Origin of the sequence: Streptomyces erythrochromogenes, assembly GCF_040684695.1 — a bacterium.
Lineage (GTDB): Bacteria > Actinomycetota > Actinomycetes > Streptomycetales > Streptomycetaceae > Streptomyces > Streptomyces erythrochromogenes_C.
On record NZ_JBFBGM010000022.1, the window covers coordinates 74566 to 90721 of the forward strand.

The 16156-nt window shown below is 74.3% G+C and carries 13 protein-coding genes; 8 read left to right on the forward strand and 5 right to left on the reverse strand.

Going from position 1 to position 16156, the window contains the following annotated elements:
• Nucleotides 1-4: 4 nt before the first annotated feature.
• From AB0O53_RS27735 to AB0O53_RS27750, 4 genes are all read right to left on the reverse strand, one after another.
• Entirely contained in the window at nucleotides 5-913 is a 909-nt protein-coding gene (locus tag AB0O53_RS27735; protein ID WP_365199096.1) for an ion transporter, read from the reverse strand.
• Nucleotides 914-1063: 150 nt separating this feature from the next.
• Nucleotides 1064-1834 (reverse strand): thioesterase II family protein, encoded by a 771-nt coding sequence (locus AB0O53_RS27740; protein WP_350992575.1) that lies wholly within the window; start codon nucleotides 1832-1834, stop codon nucleotides 1064-1066.
• 37 nt (nucleotides 1835-1871) lie between these two features.
• Complete coding sequence (locus AB0O53_RS27745) at nucleotides 1872-2048, reverse strand: hypothetical protein (RefSeq protein ID WP_350992573.1); 177 nt, start codon at nucleotides 2046-2048, stop codon at nucleotides 1872-1874.
• Between the two features lie 23 nt (nucleotides 2049-2071).
• Complete coding sequence (locus AB0O53_RS27750; protein WP_365199099.1) at nucleotides 2072-3631, reverse strand: acyl-CoA carboxylase subunit beta; 1560 nt, start codon at nucleotides 3629-3631, stop codon at nucleotides 2072-2074.
• A 251-nt stretch (nucleotides 3632-3882) separates the two neighbouring features.
• Here AB0O53_RS27750 and AB0O53_RS27755 point away from each other — a divergent pair, with 251 nt between their 5' ends.
• Genes AB0O53_RS27755 through AB0O53_RS27790 form a run of 8 tightly spaced genes read left to right on the forward strand, consistent with a single transcriptional unit; the run spans nucleotide 3883 to nucleotide 14777 of the window.
• Complete coding sequence (locus tag AB0O53_RS27755) at nucleotides 3883-5694, forward strand: fatty acyl-AMP ligase (RefSeq protein ID WP_365199102.1); 1812 nt, start codon at nucleotides 3883-3885, stop codon at nucleotides 5692-5694.
• A complete protein-coding gene (locus AB0O53_RS27760) occupies nucleotides 5688-7448 on the forward strand; it encodes an acyl-CoA dehydrogenase family protein (RefSeq protein WP_365199105.1) in 1761 nt (586 codons plus the stop codon). Before AB0O53_RS27755 ends, AB0O53_RS27760 begins: the two co-directional genes overlap by 7 nt.
• A 54-nt stretch (nucleotides 7449-7502) precedes the next feature.
• Nucleotides 7503-7802, forward strand: a complete 300-nt coding sequence (locus AB0O53_RS27765; protein WP_350992565.1) for an acyl carrier protein — start codon at nucleotides 7503-7505, stop codon at nucleotides 7800-7802.
• Nucleotides 7802-10747, forward strand: coding sequence for a type I polyketide synthase (locus AB0O53_RS27770; RefSeq protein ID WP_365199108.1), 2946 nt, complete (start codon nucleotides 7802-7804; stop codon nucleotides 10745-10747). The genes AB0O53_RS27765 and AB0O53_RS27770 overlap by 1 nt, the downstream gene beginning before the upstream one ends.
• Nucleotides 10744-11784: a 3-oxoacyl-ACP synthase III family protein gene (locus AB0O53_RS27775; RefSeq protein ID WP_365199110.1), complete on the forward strand. Its 1041-nt coding sequence runs from the start codon at nucleotides 10744-10746 to the stop codon at nucleotides 11782-11784. The genes AB0O53_RS27770 and AB0O53_RS27775 overlap by 4 nt, the downstream gene beginning before the upstream one ends.
• 8 nt (nucleotides 11785-11792) lie before the next feature.
• A complete protein-coding gene (locus AB0O53_RS27780) occupies nucleotides 11793-13700 on the forward strand; it encodes an HAD-IIIC family phosphatase (RefSeq protein WP_365199113.1) in 1908 nt (635 codons plus the stop codon).
• Nucleotides 13687-13923, forward strand: coding sequence for a hypothetical protein (locus tag AB0O53_RS27785; protein ID WP_350992558.1), 237 nt, complete (start codon nucleotides 13687-13689; stop codon nucleotides 13921-13923). Before AB0O53_RS27780 ends, AB0O53_RS27785 begins: the two co-directional genes overlap by 14 nt.
• A complete protein-coding gene (locus tag AB0O53_RS27790; protein ID WP_350992556.1) occupies nucleotides 13920-14777 on the forward strand; it encodes a 4'-phosphopantetheinyl transferase family protein in 858 nt (285 codons plus the stop codon). The genes AB0O53_RS27785 and AB0O53_RS27790 overlap by 4 nt, the downstream gene beginning before the upstream one ends.
• Here the strand turns inward: AB0O53_RS27790 and AB0O53_RS27795 are convergent.
• Nucleotides 14774-15805 carry a LuxR C-terminal-related transcriptional regulator gene (locus AB0O53_RS27795; RefSeq protein WP_350992554.1) on the reverse strand — a complete coding sequence of 344 codons (1032 nt, stop codon included), beginning with the start codon at nucleotides 15803-15805 and terminating at the stop codon, nucleotides 14774-14776. The genes AB0O53_RS27790 and AB0O53_RS27795 overlap by 4 nt on opposite strands.
• Nucleotides 15806-16156: the final 351 nt, after the last annotated feature.

Sequence of the window (16156 nt, forward strand, 5' to 3'; positions counted from 1 at the left end):
CCGGTCAGGAGCCGGTGTGGGAGGCCTCCAGGCGGCGTGGGGAGCGGCCGTCCTGGGCGGGCAGGCTCGCCTCGATCTCGTCCAGGGCGCGCCGGGCCGTCGCGATGCGGTCCCGGACGTCCGCGTCGGGGCCCGCGGCCGGCGGCGGGCCCGGCTGCTTGCGGTCCCGGTCGGCCGCGTCCTCGATCTCGCGCGCCTCGTCGAGGGAGTTGAGGACCACCCCGATGAGGACGTTGACCAGCACGAAGGAGGCGAGCAGCGCGTAGGAGGCGTAGTAGAGGATGCTGAGGCGGGAGATCTGCAGTCCCGCGCGGACGGCGTCGGTCAGGCCGTCCAGGGTGGTCAGCAGGAACAGCGTGAGCATCGCGCGGCCCACCGAGCCGTAGTGTCCGGGGTCCGACTCGGCGAAGCAGACCCAGCCGACCATGGCGTACACGTACAGGACCAGTCCGCCGACGAACAGGAAGTTGGCGGTGCCCGGCAGGCTGCGGCCGACCGCGATCAGCAGGATGCGCAGGTGCGGGAGGAAACGGGCCGTGCGCAGCACCCGGGCCAGCCGCAGCAGCCGCAGCAGGGTGGTGTTCTCGCGGACGAACGGGACGAAGGCGGAGGCGACGACCGCGAGGTCGAAGAGGTTCCACGGATCGCGGAAGAATGCTTTCGGCCGGTCCGCGAAGGCGCCGATGCGCAGCAGCATCTCCAGCGTGAACAGGGCCAGGCAGCACTGCTCGGCGGTCCGCAGGAGCCGCTGGTACTCGGCGGCCAGCCCGCTGTACGTCTCGACCCCCATCAGCGCGGCGTTGAGCAGGATCACGCAGAAGACGACCATGCCGAAGGCGGGGGCCTCGGTGGCCACCCGGCAGCGGGCCGCCAGTTTCATCCGGCCGCGTCCGGCGGGCCTGGGGACTGTCATCGTGCTCCTCGTACTCTCGCGTGCACCACGGGCGAACGGCGGCCCACCTTCCCTAACGCCCCAAAGCCGATCGGGTTTCACGCCCGCGTGCGCCGCAACGCGCCGAGGCGTGCGCCCCCACCGTCCGAACGGCGGTGGGGACGGACGGCCTCACGGCAGGTGCCGCCGGACCAGGTCGTTCACCTCGGCGGCGTGCGGGCCGAGGTAGAAGTGGCCGCCGGTGAAGCGGTGCAGCGCGAAGGGACCCTCGGTGTGGTCGGCCCAGCCCGCGGCCTCCTCGGCCGTCACCGCCGGGTCCGCGTCCCCGGTGAGGACCGTGATCGGGCAGGTCAGGGCGGGGCCCGGACGGTAGCGGTAGGTCTCGGCGGCCTTGTAGTCGCCGCGGATCGCCGGGAGCACCGACCGCAGCAGCTCGTCGTCGGCCAGGACCGCCGGGTCCGTTCCGCTCAGGGCCCGTATCTCGGCCAGCAGCCGCTCGTCGGGAGCGAGGTGGACCGTCTGGTTCTCGCGGTGGTGCGAGGGGGCCCGGCGGCCCGAGGCGAACAGGGCCACGGGATCCGGCTTCCCGGCCTCCCGCAGCCGCAGTGCCACCTCGAAGGCCAGGGACGCACCCAGGCTGTGCCCGAACAGCGCCACCGGCCGGTCGCACCAGGGCAGCAGCTCCCGGGTGACCAGGTCCGCCAGCTCCATCAGGTCCTCGACGCAGCGCTCGCCGCGGCGGTCCTGGCGGCCGGGGTACTGGACGGGCACCACGTCGGCGTCCGGGGACAGGGCCCGGGACATCGGGAAGTAGTAGCTCGCCGCGCCGCCCGCGTGCGGGAAGCAGAACAGCCGTACGGGGGCGTCGTCGGCGGGGTGGAAGCGCCGCAGCCAGGCACCGGTCGCCGGCAGGGCGGGGGCGGCCGTGGTCGTGGGGGTCATCGTCGGTCGGTTTCCTTTCGGTGGGGGCCCGCCCCGTTCAGGGGGCGGTCCAGGAGCCGGGCGGCCGCCAGCCGTGCGGCGGACGCCAAGGGGCCCGCGGCGGGGGAGCGGCGGCCCGGCCGGCGTCGTCGTCCGGCTGCCGGGCGAGGGCGAGCAGCGCGAGGAGGACGGCCGCCAGCTCCGTGCGGTCGGGGGCGCCGCGCACGATCCTCAACGGTGGTTCGGTCCGCGCGTCCATCAGAACGGCGGGTTGCCGTGCTTGCGTTCGGGCAGCGCCACGTGCTTGGCCCGCAGCACCTCCAGCGCGTCCACCAGCACCTGCCGGGTCCCGGCCGGGTCGATGACGTCGTCCACCAGGCCGCGTTCGGCGGCGTAGTAGGGGTGCATGAGTTCCTGGCGGTACTGCTTCACGCGCTGCGCCCGCGCCGCCTCCGGGTCGTCCGAGGCGGCGATCTCGCGGCGGAAGACCACGTTCGCCGCGCCCTCGGCGCCCATGACGGCGATCTCGTTGGTGGGCCACGCGAAGGACAGGTCCGCGCCGATCGAGCGGGAGTCCATCACGATGTAGGCGCCGCCGTACGCCTTGCGCAGGATCACCTGCACCCGGGGCACGGTGGCCGCGCAGTACGCGTACAGGAGCTTCGCGCCGTGCCGGATGACACCGCTGTGCTCCTGGCCGCTGCCCGGCAGGAAGCCCGGTACGTCCACCAGCGTCACCAGCGGGATGCTGAAGGCGTCGCAGGTCTGCACGAACCGGGCGGCCTTCTCCGAGGCGCTGATGTCCAGCACCCCGGCGAGCGAGGCGGGCTGGTTCGCGACGACGCCCACCACGTGGCCGTCGAGCCGGGCCAGCCCGCAGATGATGTTGGTCGCCCAGTGGGCGTGCACCTCGAACAGGTCGCCGTCGTCGACGATCTCCTCGATCACGGCGCGCATGTCGTACGAGCGGGCCGGGTCGGCCGGCACCAGCTCGGACAGCGCCGCCGTGCGCCGGTGGGCCGGATCGGAGGCGACCACCGAGGGGGGCAGCTCGCGGTTGTTGGCCGGCAGCAGCGACAGCAGGTGCCGCACCTCTTCGAGGCACTCCTCCTCGGTGTCGTACAGGAAGGCGCTCGCGCCGGACACCGAGGAGTGGACCTGCGCGCCGCCGAGGTCGTCGTGGCTGATCCGCTCGCCCGTCACCGCCTGCACCACGTCGGGGCCGGTGATGTACATCTGCGCGATGTCGCGCACCATGAACACGTAGTCCGTCAGGGCGGGGGAGTACGCCGCCCCGCCCGCGCACGGCCCGAGCATCACGCTGATCTGCGGGATCACCCCGGACGCCGCCACGTTGCGGCGGAAGATGCCGCCGTAGCCGGCGAGCGCGGTGACCCCCTCCTGGATCCGGGCGCCCGCGCCGTCGCTGAGCGACACCAGCGGGGCGCCCGCCGCCAGCGCGAGGTCCATCACCTTGTGGATCTTCTGCGCGTGCGCCTCGCCGAGCGAACCGCCGAAGATCCGGAAGTCGTGCGCGTACACGAACACGCGCCGGCCCCCGACCTTGCCCCAGCCCGTCACCACACCGTCCGTGTGCGGCCTGCGGTCCTCCAGGCCGAAGCCCGTCGCCCGGTGCCGCCGCAACTGCTCGATCTCGCGGAACGTACCCGGATCGAAGAGCAGGTCCAGCCGTTCGCGCACGGTCAGCTTGCCGCGGGCGTGCTGCGCCTCGGAGGCACCGGGCGCCGGTCCCAGCTCGACGGACTCCTTGATCGCTCCTAGTTCGGCCACTCGGACACCGACATCGCCAACTGTCATGCTCCACCCGTTTCCTCGGCCGTCGGGGCGCGCCCACGGCGGCCCTGGACAGTGCCTGCCATTGAAGGCACCGGCGGCGCACGCGGAGAACAGCGACCACCCCCCTGACCGGAATAGGGGTCGGGCGCCCCGCGCGCCCCGCCCGCCGCACCGCCGGGCGGGCGCAAGCGCCCCTTAAGGCGGCGCACGCATGATCCGGGGAATCGAGGTCCGCCACTCCACGGGCCCGCAGACCCGGGGGGACGCCGCGGATGTCAGAGCCACGCTTCGCCACCTTCACCGAACTCCTCCGGGCCAGGGCGGCCGAACTCGCCGACGAGGACGTCCACGTCCTCCTGCGCGAGACGGCCGGCGGGGTGGAGGCCGAGCACCTCACCTACGGGACGCTGGACCGCGAGGCGAGACGGATCGCCGCCGCCCTCCAGGAGTACGACGTCGCCGGCCGGCCCGTGCTGCTCGTCCACTCCTCCACCGTCGAGTTCCTCAAGGCCTTCGCCGGCTGCCTCTACGCCGGAGCCGTCGCCGTACCCGTACCGATGCCGGGCGAGGCCGGCCGGGACAAGCGCCTGGGCCGCACCACCGCCGTGCTGGCGGACACCGGCGCCACCCTCGTGCTGACCGAGACGGCCGCCGCGCCCGAGGTCGCCCTGTGGCTCGCCCGCAACTCCCGCCCCGACACGGCCTGCCTGGTCGCCGACGCGCCCGGGGTGGGCGACGCCGAGGCCTGGCAGCCCGTCCCCGCCCGCCCCGACGACCTGGTGTTCCTCCAGTACACCTCGGGCTCCGTCAGCGAACCGCGCGGCGTGACGGTCTCGCACCGCAACCTCCTCGCCAACCAGGCCGCCCTGCAGAAGGTGCTGCGCACCACCCGCGAGGACCGCTTCGGCAGCTGGCTGCCCCACTTCCACGACATGGGCCTGGTCGCCCACCTGCTGCACCCGGTCTGGCTCGGCACCCACTGCGTCCAGGTCAGCCCGCTGTCCTTCGTCAAGCACCCGCTGCGCTGGCTCCAGGCCGTCGACCGCCACGGCGTCACCGTGGGCGGCGGCCCCAACTTCAGCTACGACCTGTGCGCACGCCGGATCAAGGACGAGCAGATCGCCGCACTGGACCTCTCCCGCTGGCGCCTGGCCCTCAACGGCGCCGAACCCGTACGCCCCGAGAGCCTCGACGAGTTCGCCCGGCGCTTCGCCCCCGCCGGCTTCCGGCCCGAGGCCCTCTACCCCTGCTACGGGCTGGCCGAGGCCACCCTCGTCGTCTCCGGCGGCGTCCCCGGCTCCCCGCACGTCCGGAAGGACTTCGACCGGACCGCCCTGGAACGCGACCAGGTGCTCCGACCGGCGGCCGGCGGGCGCGTGCGGACCCTGATCGGCTGCGGCAGCCCCGTCGACGTGGAGGTCCGCGTCGTCGACCCGCTGACCCACCACGAACTCCCGGCCGGCGCCGTGGGCGAGATCTGGCTGCGCGGCGACGGCGTGGCCCGCGGCTACTGGCGCCGCCCCACCGAGACCGCCCACACCTTCCGCGCCGGCCTCGACGGCGAGGAGGGCGACTTCCTGCGCACGGGCGACCTGGGCATGCTGGAGGACGGCGAGCTGTTCGTCACCGGCCGGCTCAAGGAAGTCGTCATCGTCAACGGCCGCAACGTCTACCCCCAGGACGTCGAATGGGCCGCCCGCACGGTCAGCCCCGCGCTGACCTTCGGCGCCGGCGCCGCGTTCTCGGTCGACGCCGGGGGCGAACAGCTCGTCCTCGTCCAGGAGGTCCGCGGGGCGGGCGGCGACGGACTGCGGACCGTCGCCCAGCGGATCCAGGCCCTGATCGGCAAGGAGTTCGAGATCCCGGCCGGCAACGTGCTCCTCGTGGGCCCCGGCACCGTACGCCGCACCAGCAGCGGCAAGGTCCGGCGCACCCTCATGCGGGAGCTCTTCCTCGACGGCGGACTCCGCGGCGACTACGAGGTGCTGACCCCGGACGTACGGGCCCTGGCGCGCCCGGAGGACGTCCTGTTCGGCGAGGACCTGCTGCGTCCGGAAGGAGCCGACGGAGGAAGACGGTGGTGACGCGGCTCCTGGAGGACCCGGCGGCCGCACCGCCCCGCGAGGAGGCCGTCCGCGCCCGGGTGGCCGAACTGGAGGCCCGGTTCGGCGACCCCACCGACCCCGGCAACCCGGTCGGCTACACCGCCCTGCTGGAGGCCGACCGGGCCGCGGTGCCCTTCGCCGCCGGCGAGGCGCTGCTCGACGACTTCCGGATCGCCGAGGAGTACGTGCCGCGCGCCCTCGGCGGGCGGCTGGACGGGATGGACACCCTGGTCAGGATCATGCGCCCGGTCTTCCGCCGGGACGTGGGACTGGCCATGGGCCACGGCATGACCACCTTCATGGCGGCCTCCGACGTCTGGGCCGCGGGCAGTTCCCGGCAGCGCCACTGGCTCGCCGGGCTGCTGCGCGCCGGCGGCAAGGCCGCCATCGCCCAGCACGAGACCGCCCACAGCAACGACTTCGTGCGCAGCCAGGTCACCGCCCGCCGCACCGGCGGCGGCTACCTGATCAGCGGCGGCAAGCCGATGGTCAACAACCTGCAGCGGGCCGGGGCACTGGTGCTGTTCTGCCGCACCGACCCCGCCCCGGGCAGCGGCAGCCACTCGGTGCTCCTGCTGGAGCCCGGACAGCTCACCGGCGCACGGGCGGCGGTGACGCCCCGCCCGACCCCCGTCGGGCTGCGCGGCTGCCGGTTCGCCGGGGTGGAGTTCGACGACTGCCCGGTGCCCGGATCGGCCCTGCTGGGTCCCGAGGGCAGCGGCATCCGGACCGCCCTGCGCTCGTTCCAGATCAGCCGCACCGTGATCGCCGCGACGGCCGTCGCGGCCCTCGACACCAGCCTGCGCACCGCCGTCCGCTTCGACCGGGAGCGCTCCGGCGGCTGGCAGGCCGGCGGGGGCGGCCGCGACGGCGGCCGTACCGGGGCGGCGCTCACCAACGCCTTCGTCAACCTGCTGCTCTACGACGCCCTCGCCGTCGTCGCCACCCGCGCCCTGCACCTGCTGCCCGCCGAGACCAGCGTCTACTCGGCGGCGCTCAAGTACCTGCTGCCCCGCGTGCTGACCGAGACCATGTACGACCTGTCCATCGTGCTCGGCTCGGGCTTCTACACCCGTGAGGGCACCCTGGGCATCTTCCAGAAACACGTCAGGGACGTGCCGGTGCTCAGCCTCGGCCACGCCGGGACCGTCGCCTGCCAGGCCACGGTCATCCCGCAGATGCCGCGCCTGGCACGGTCCTCCTGGTTCGTCGAGGACGAGGCGCCCGCCGGCCTGTTCCGGCTCCACGGCGACCTGCCGCCGCTGCGGACCGAACGGCTCAGCCTCGCCTGCGGGCGGGACTCCCTCAGCGCGACCCTGCTCGCCGTCACCGCCGGCATCGACGGCCACGGCCCCGTCGAGCTGGCCCTGCGCACCCTCGCCCAGCAGCTCGTCGGGGAGTTCCGCGACGTACGCCGCCGTGTGCTGGCGCTGGAGGCGGCCCGCGCACAGGCCACCGCCAGGCCCGCGGAATTCGCCCTCATGGACCGGTACGCGCTGCTGCTCGCCGCCGCCGCCGTGCTCGGCCTGTGGGACCGGGCCCGGCACGGCCCCGACCCGTTCCTCGCCGACCCCTCCTGGGCGGCCGCCGCACTGCACCGCATCGCCCGCCGGCTGGGCACGCGCGTCGCCGACCTGCCGGCGGAGTGCGAGACACGGATCCGGCACGAGGTCCAGCTCCGTTTCAGCACCCAGATCAGCTACGACCTCTACTCCACTCCCATCCCCGGCTGACCGGCAGCCCCGGCCGGCCGGCGGATGCGCCGTACGCACCGAAGGAGCCCCACGATGACCGTTCACACCGGCCCGCCCGCCGCCGCCGGCGGCGTCCTGCCGCACGAGTGGCTGTACGCCCGGCTCTCGCTGTACCTGCGGCGCGCCCCCGAGACGATCGACCCCACCGTGCCCTTCGCCGAGTACGGCATGGACTCGGTGGCGGCGCTGAGCCTGTGCGGCGACCTCGAGGACGAGTTCGGCCTGGAGGTGGAACCGACGCTGCTCTGGGACCACCCCACCGTGGAGAGCCTCGTCGGCCACCTGACGGCGGTGCTCCCCACCGCCCCGGCCCACGCGCGGGACCGGCACTGATGGGGGACGTCGCCATCGTCGGGATCGACTGCACGTTCCCCGGGGCGGCGGGCGTGCGGGCGTACTGGGACCTCCTCATGCGCGGCGGGGACGGCATCGCCCCGGTCCCGGCGCAGCGCTGGGAGGCCCGGGACTTCCCCGCCGTCAGCGACAGCGGGGGTTTCATCGACGACGCCGATGTCTTCGACAGCGACTTCTTCTCGGTCACCCCCCGCGAGGCCGCCGCCATGGACCCGCACCACCGGCTGCTGCTGCCGTGCGCCTGGCGCGCCCTGGAGGACTCCGGCAGGGCCCCCGGCGACCTCGCCGGCACCGAGACCGGCGTGTTCGTCGGGCTGATGGGCGGCGAGTGGGGCCGCCTCACGATGAGCGACCTCGCCCGCGTCACGCCGCTGCTCGGCTCCGGCAGCAGCGCCGGCATGGCGGCCAACCGGATCTCCTACCACTTCAACTTCACCGGACCGAGCCTCGCCGTCGACACGGCCTGCTCGTCGTCCCTGGTCGCCGTCCACCTCGCGGCGGGCTCCCTGCTGACCGGGGAGTGCGACACCGCCCTGGCCGGCGGGGCCAACATCGTGCTCTCGCCGTCGCTGGGCATGGTCTACGGACAGCTCGGCCTGGCCGCCGCAGACGGACGCTGCAAGCCCTTCAGCGCGGACGCCGACGGGATCGGCCGCAGCGACGGAGTGGGCCTGGTCGTGCTGCGCCGGCTGGCGGACGCCCTCGCGGACGGCCAGCGGATCTACGCCGTGCTGCGCGGCAGCGCCGTCAACCAGGACGGCCGCAGCAACGGCGTGATCGCCCCCAACCGCTGGTCGCAGCAGCGGGTGCTGGACTCCGCGTACCGGCGCGCCGGGGTCACCCCGGACCGGGTCGCGTTCGTGGAGGCACACGGCACCGGGACCGTGCTGGGCGACGCCATCGAGTGCGCGGCGCTCGGCGCCGTGCACGGCGTCCCGCGCGAGACCCCGTGCGCGATCGGCTCCGTCAAGGGCAACCTCGGCCACACCGAGGGCGCGGCGGGCATCGCCGGGCTCATCAAGACCGCCCTCGCGCTGCACCACCGCATCGTCCCCGCCAGCCTCTTCGCCGACCGGGAGAACCCGCGGCTGCGGCTCGGCGAGCGCGGCCTGCGGCTGCTGAAGTCACCGATGCGGCTGCCGCGGGGCGAGAGCCTCGCCGGCGTCAGCAGCTTCGGCATGGGCGGCACGAACGCCCACGCGGTCCTCGGCTCCGCACCCCGCACCCCGCGCACCGCCGACGGGGCCCGTACGCGCGGAGCGCGCGACGCCGTCGGCGTCTTCACCCTCAGCGCCGACACCCCCGAGGCGCTGCGCCGCAACCTCGCCGCGCAGGCCGACGCGGTGGCCGGGCGGCCGCCCGGCGGTGCGGCCGCCCTGTGCTTCGGCAGCAACCGGGTCAAGACCGGCCTGCCCCACCGTTTCGCGGTCCCGGTCCGCGACACCGGCGCACTCGTCGACGCCCTGCGCCGGGCGGCGCTCCAGGACACCGCCGCAGGCGGCGGACGTCCGTGGGGCAGGCCCGTCACCGCCTTCCTCTTCACCGGCCAGGGCAGCGAGTTCCCCGGCATGACGGCCGGCCTGCACCACGACTCGCCGCTCTACCGCCGGCACCTCGCCGAGGCCGACGAGGCGCTCGCCCCGCACCTCGGGGAGTCGGTGCGCGACCTCCTCCTCGGCGGTGACGAGCGGGTGCACCGGGCCCGGTTCGCGCAGCCCGCCCTGTTCGCCGTCGGGTACGCCCTGGCCCGTACGCTCACCTCGCTGGGCGTCACCCCGGCCGCCGTCCTCGGCCACAGCCTCGGCGAGTACGCCGCCGCCGTCACCGCGGGCGCCCTCGGCCTGGAGGAGGCGGCCCGGCTCGTCGTCCGGCGCGGCGCCCTCACGGACGGACTCCCCGCCGGCGGCGGCATGATCGCCACCGGCGCGGGCCCGGACGAGCTCGCCGGCCTGCTGGCCGCCGAGCCGGGCACGGTGGCCGCGGCGCTCAACGGCCCCGCCGACACCGTGGTCTCCGGCCCCCTGGACGCACTGGAGCGGATCACGCGGCTGCTCACCCGGCGCGGCGTCGGGGTCAGGCCGCTGCCCGTCTCCCACGCCTTCCACTCGCCCCGGATGGCCCCGGCCGCCGCGGGACTGCGCACCGAGACGGTGCGGTGCGCGCCGCCCGTTGTGCCGCTGGCCTCGACCCGGTACGGGCGGGTGCTGCGCGACGAGCCCATGGACGCAGGCTACTGGGCCGCCCAGATCGAGGAGCCGGTCCTCATGGACGGCGCGCTGGGAGCGCTCGTCGCCGACGTCGCCCCCACCCATCTGATCGAGATCGGCCCGCGCGGGCTGCTCCTGCAGATCGCCGCCCGGGGCGGGCGCGCACCCGGCGTGGAGCACCTGCACCCGTCCCCGGGCCCCGGAGCCACCGGCCTGGAGCTCGCCGAGGTCCTCGCGGCCCTGTACCGCGGCGGGCTCGACCCGCTGTGGGAGGAGCTGTACGCCCCCGGGCACCGCGGCGCCGAGCCGCCGGCCCCGTACGTCTTCTCCCCGGCGCGGCGCTCCTGGGACCGGGAGTCCTTCGTGCAGACGGTCCGGCCGGCCGCCGCGCCCGTCACCGCCGTCACCGCCGAACGGCCGGAGCCGCCTCGCGGGGCCGCCGGGGCGGACGCCGCCGGCGGCGACCCCGTGCTGGACGCGGTCGTGCGCGCCGTCTGCGAGGTCGGCGGCCATCCGCCGGAGCGCGTGGTGCCCCAGGCCCGCTTCTACGAGGACCTCGGCTTCGACTCGGTGATGATCATGCAGCTCAAGAACCAGGTGGAGGCCCGGCTGCCCCGGGTCGGAGAGGTGTCCGTGCAGCAGATGCTGCCCGCCCTGCGGTCCGTCGGCGCGCTGGCCGAGTTCCTGGGGGACGTGGCCATGGCGAGGTCGGCGTGACACGGGGACCGGACGCGGGGGACCGCGGCACCGTCTACCTCGCCTCGACCGGTACGGCGCTGCCCGGCGACCCGGTGGACAACACCGCGCTCGGCAGGCTGCTCGGCGTCGGCGAGGAGTGGATCGACCTCTTCGTCGGCACGCGGACCCGGCACTTCGGATGGGACCCGGTCACCGGCGAGGTCCGCGGCTCGCTCGCCGACCTGTGCGCCGAGGCCGGCGCCCGGGCCATGGACGCCGCCGGACTCGGCCCCGCCGACATCGAGTTCGTGGTGCTGGCCACCGCGACCCCCGACACGCTCCTGCCGACCACCGCGAGCGAGGTGGCCGACCGGCTCGGCCTCGACCACCTGCCCGTCTACCAGATCCAGGCCGGCTGTTCCGGCGCCGTGCAGGCCCTCGACCTCGGCCGCACCCTGGTCCTCGGCGGCCGACGGGCCGGGCTGGTCCTCGGCGGCGACGTCACCCACCGCTTCCTGTCGCCCCGGCGGGACGCCGCCCGGATGCCCACCGAGGAACTGGTCAACCACGTCCTGTTCGGCGACGGGGCCGGAGCCGCCGTCCTGACGGACGAACCCGAGGGCGAGCGGATCGCCGTACGGTCCGTCCTCAACTCCTTCACCGGACGCGGCCGTCCGCCCGGCCAGCTCCTCGACTGGTACGGCACCACCGACCGGGACTCGCAGCGGCGGATGCTGGCCGAGGACTACAAGGCGATCGAGGAGCACGTGCCCGCCCTCTCCGTGGAGATCCTCTGGGAGCTGCTCGGCGGGCTCGGATGGGGCCTGGACGACCTCGCCTTCCTGCTGCCGCCGCAGCTGTCCGAGCGGATGACCGCCCGCGTCGTCGAACGACTGCCGGCCGGGCCCGCCCGGGAGGTCTCCTGCGTCTCCGAGACCGGCAACACCGGCAACGCCCTCCCCTTCCTGCAGGTCGACCGGCTGCTGCCGCAGTTCGCCACCGGGGACCGGGCGCTGGCCCTGTGCGTGGAGTCCAGCCGGTGGATCAGAGCCGGGTTCGCCCTGGAGAAGGTGTGAGGCCCCCCGTGACGAAGGAACCGGACCGGCTGCGCGAACTGCGCGCACTGCACGAGCGGGGACTGCTGGAGAAGTCCTACGACCGGGTGCCGGCGCTGCTCGCCGACGAGGACGGCGGGCCGGCCGACGCCGCCGCGGCGGGCCGGCTGCTCGCCGGCCTCGACCACGACGCCGTGCTCGGCCACCACCCGCACACCCCGGTGGTGACGGTGGTGGTCACCGGCCAGTCCACGGTGGGCCACGTCGTCGACCCGCTCAGGGGCGAACTGGCCCGCCACGGGATGCTGCTGCGCGCGGTGCTCGGCGAGCACGGCACCTACCTGCGCGACCTCACCGATCCGGCCGGCGAGCTGCGGGCGGCGGCGCCGGACCTCACCCTGTGCCTGCTGGACGCCGAGACGCTCTTCTCCCAGGTCCCCGCGGTGTGGGGACCCGAGGACGTCGAGCGGGCGGGGGAGGAGGCGCTGGGCCGGTGCGCCGCCCTCGCCGCCGGGGCCCCCGGGACCCTGGTGCTCAACACCGTCCCGCTGCCCCGCTCCCGCAGCCACCAGCTCGTCGACCACCGCTCCCGGGCCCGACTGGGAGCCGTGTGGCGGGAGTTCAACGCCCGCCTGCTGCGGCTGACCGAGTCCGCCGACCGGCTCGTGGTGATCGACCTGGACCCGCTGGTCGGCGAGGGCGGGCCGGTCACCGACCCGCGCCTGGCCCGGTACGCCGAGGTCCGGCTCGGCGCCGGACTCCTGGCGGCGTACGCCCGGGAGATCGGGCACCTGGCCCGCGCGGTCCGGGGCCGGGTCCGCAAGTGCCTCGTGCTCGACCTCGACGGCACGCTGTGGGACGGGGTGCTCGGCGAGGACGGCCCCGACGGCGTCGCGGCGGCCGGCACCCTGCGCGGGGAGGCGTTCGGCGCCTTCCAGCAATGCGTCAAGCAGCTCGCCTCCCAGGGCGTCCTGCTCGCCGTCAGCAGCAAGAACGACGACGACCTCGTACGGGAGACGCTCGCCGCGCATCCCGATCTCGTCCTGCGCGAGCCGGACTTCGCCGCGGTCAGGGCCGACTGGGAGCCCAAGGACGCCCACCTCGCCGGCATCGCCCGGACCCTGGACCTCGCCCCCGACGCCCTGGTCTTCGCCGACGACTCGCCGGCCGAACGCGCCCAGGTCCGGTTCGGCGCACCCGGGGTCGCCGTCGTCGCGCTCGACGAGGAGCCCGCGCTGCACGTGACCCGGCTGCTCTGCGACGGCTGGTTCGACACCCTGCGGCTGACCGAGGAGGACCGCGCCAGGACCGGCGAGTACCGCAGGAGGCGCGAGCGCGGGGCACTGCGGGCCGGTTCGGGCTCGTACGAGGAGTTCCTGCGGGCCCTGGAGGTGAGCGTCGGGCTCGGCCCGCCCCGCCGCCACGAATTCGCCCGCGTGTCCCAATTGACCCTGCGGACGAACCAGTTCAACCTGACCGGTGTGGGGTACACGGAAGCCGAGCTGGCCCGGCGGTCCGCCGGGCCCGGGCGGCTGCTCCTGGTGGCGCGCAGCGCCGACCGGTTCGGTGACAACGGCCTGGTGGGCGCGGTGCTCGGATCCGTCGCCGGTGACGTGCTCCGGTTGGACGGCATGTGGCTCAGCTGCCGGGTGCTCGGCCGCGGCGTGGAACAGGCCTGCCTCGCGCTGCTGCTGGCCCGCGCGCGGGAGCTCGGGCTGTCCGCGGTCGGAGCCCGGTACGTGCCCACGGCCCGCAACCACCGCGCGCGGGACTTCTACCCGTCCGCCGGCTTCACCCCGGCCCACCCCGGCCCGGGCGGCGGCTCCGCGGACGGTGCGGTGGACTTCCGCCACGACCTGGCGCGGCTGCCGCAGGTGCCCGCGCACGTGCGCGTCACCGAAACCCCGGGAGGAGGGGCGCCCGATGGGCCTCGATAGCCTCGACGTGTTCCTGCGGACGGTCCGCGACGACCTCGCCCTGGACATCGCCGTGCCCGGGGGCGCGGACACGGCCCTGGGCGATCTGCCGGGCTGGGACTCGCTGAACCTGCTCCGACTGGTGGCGCTCCTGGAGGAGTCCGGCCACCGGGTACCGGTCCACCGCCTGCTGGAGGCGCGCTGCCTCCGGGAGGTCCACACCCTCGTGAAGGAGTACGGATGACTGCCCCGGGCAGCCCCTCGCTCGGCCCGCCGCTCGGTGAGCCCGTCGCCGTGGTACCGGGCGGCGACTCGTGGGACCGGGTCCGGGAGGACCTGGCCACCCACGGGACCGCCCTGGTCTACGCGTGGCTGAGGGACCTGGAGCCCGTGGTGCCCTCCGGCGACGGGCTGCGCGAGCTGCTCGGCCGCGACTGGACCCGCTACCTGGACCTGACGCACGCCGACGTGCGCGGCCGCTACATCGCCTCCCGGATGCTCCTCAAGCACGCGGCGAGCGCGGTGCTCGACAGCGATCCCGCCGACCTGGAGCTGGCCTACGGGCCGACCGGGCGCCCGTACCTGCGCGGCTGCGACCAGATCGACATCAGTCTCAGCCACACCGACGACCTGCTGCTCGTCGGTCTGACGACCTGCGGGCTCATCGGGGTCGACGCGGAGCGCGCCGACCGCGAGATGCACGGCAGCGGTCTCGGCCGGCACATCTGCACCCCGTACGAGTCGGTGCTGCTGTCGGGGATGCCCGAACAGCAGCGCAACGACGCCCTCGTACGCCTGTGGACGCTCAAGGAGGCCTACAGCAAGGCGATCGGCCAGGGCATGCAGTTCCGTTTCACCGAGTTCGGCTTCGGCCCGGACGGCCGGGCCGTACGGGTCCAGCGGCCCGACGGCACCGCCGGGACCGGGGACGAGTGGATCTTCCGTACGTTCCCGGTCGCCGACGGCTACGTGGTCAGTGCCGCGGTGTACGACGCGGGCTTCGGCCGGCTCCAGGACGCCCACGTGACGACGATGCTCGACCAGGACTGCGTGGACGCCATCACGGAGGCGCTCGACGAGGCCCCGGACCCGGCCTAGGAGGGCACCGACCCCCCGGCGAGCATCTCCTGCCGGGCGGCGTTGTAGCCGGCCTGGAAGCGGCTGGTGGCCTCCAGCTCCTCGGTGATCTCGGCGATGTGGCGGCGGCAGGTGCGCACGGACATGCCGAGCCGCCGGGCGACCATCTCGTCCTTGTAGCCCTTGGTCATCAACCGGATGATCGACCACTTGAGCTCGTCGGAGGAGGCGGGGGAGCGTTGGGACTCCACCACGTAGGGGCTCGCGCCGTCCCACAGGTACTCGAAGACCGAGCACAGGAAGGCCACCAGGGTGGGCTCGCGCACGATCGCCGCACCGGGCGTGCGGTCGCCGGCGGACCGTTCCGGCAGGAAGGCCACCTCCCGGTCGTAGATGATCAGCCGGTCGATGACCTCGTCGGCGGTACGGATCTCCGCGCCCTGTTCGCTGACCTCGCGCACGTAGCTGCGGGTCGGCAGGTCGTTGCGGGCGGTGTGCTGGTAGATGGTGCGGATCGCGACCCCGCGCGAGAGGGTCGTCAGCGCGGACTCCCGGGCCTGCGCCAGGGCGTACGCGGGGCGGGCCCCGCCGGGCTGGACGGTGAGCATCTCGCTCTGGCAGCTCTGGGTCAGGTGGTTGAGCATGGACTGGATGCGGGAGACGTCGGTGATGACGTCGAAGGCCTCCAGCCGGTTGCGCACCCGGCGGCCCTCGAAGTACAGGGGCGTCAGGGACAGCAGCTTGGCCCGGACGTCCGTGACCGCCTGCTGGAGGTCGCGTATGTGCCGCTCGGCGGGCGCGACCAGGGACGCGGCCGCGACGTCGGGCGTGACGGGGGTCAGTTCGGCAGGGTTCCCCGGCATCGCCTGTAACAGGCGGACCCCGCTCAGTACCTGTTCCACCCGGGCGATCTCCTCGGGCGTCAGGGACAGCTGTTCGGCGATCCGTTCCCGCTCGAAGCGGCCGTACTCGACGGCCAGGCCGTATGCCGCGGCACTGACGTCGTCCAGCTCGGCGAACCCCGAATCCGAGCCCTCCCCTGCAAACATGTCAGCCCCCGCTGATTGATGTATTTGCTGCCACGTAACTTTACGCCAACGTACCGCCCTTGGCGGGATTGATCGAGAGCGAGCACTCTGTTCCCATCAACCGAGCCGCAGAGCCGGAAGTGGCGAGCGGTACGGATGAGCAGATCTCGATCTTCGACTGGGGGAAGTCGTGAGAACAATTTCCGTTAAGGTCTTCTCGATTAGCTTGACTGCGGTGGCGAGTGTGGTAATGGCAGTGGGGGTTCAGGTCATGACGGGACCGGTCGTGTCCGGAGCCTCCGCCGAGTCGGCCGTCACCGCCCCGCTGACCGACTCCGACACGGGCACCGACGTCGGGGCCAAGCCCGAGGA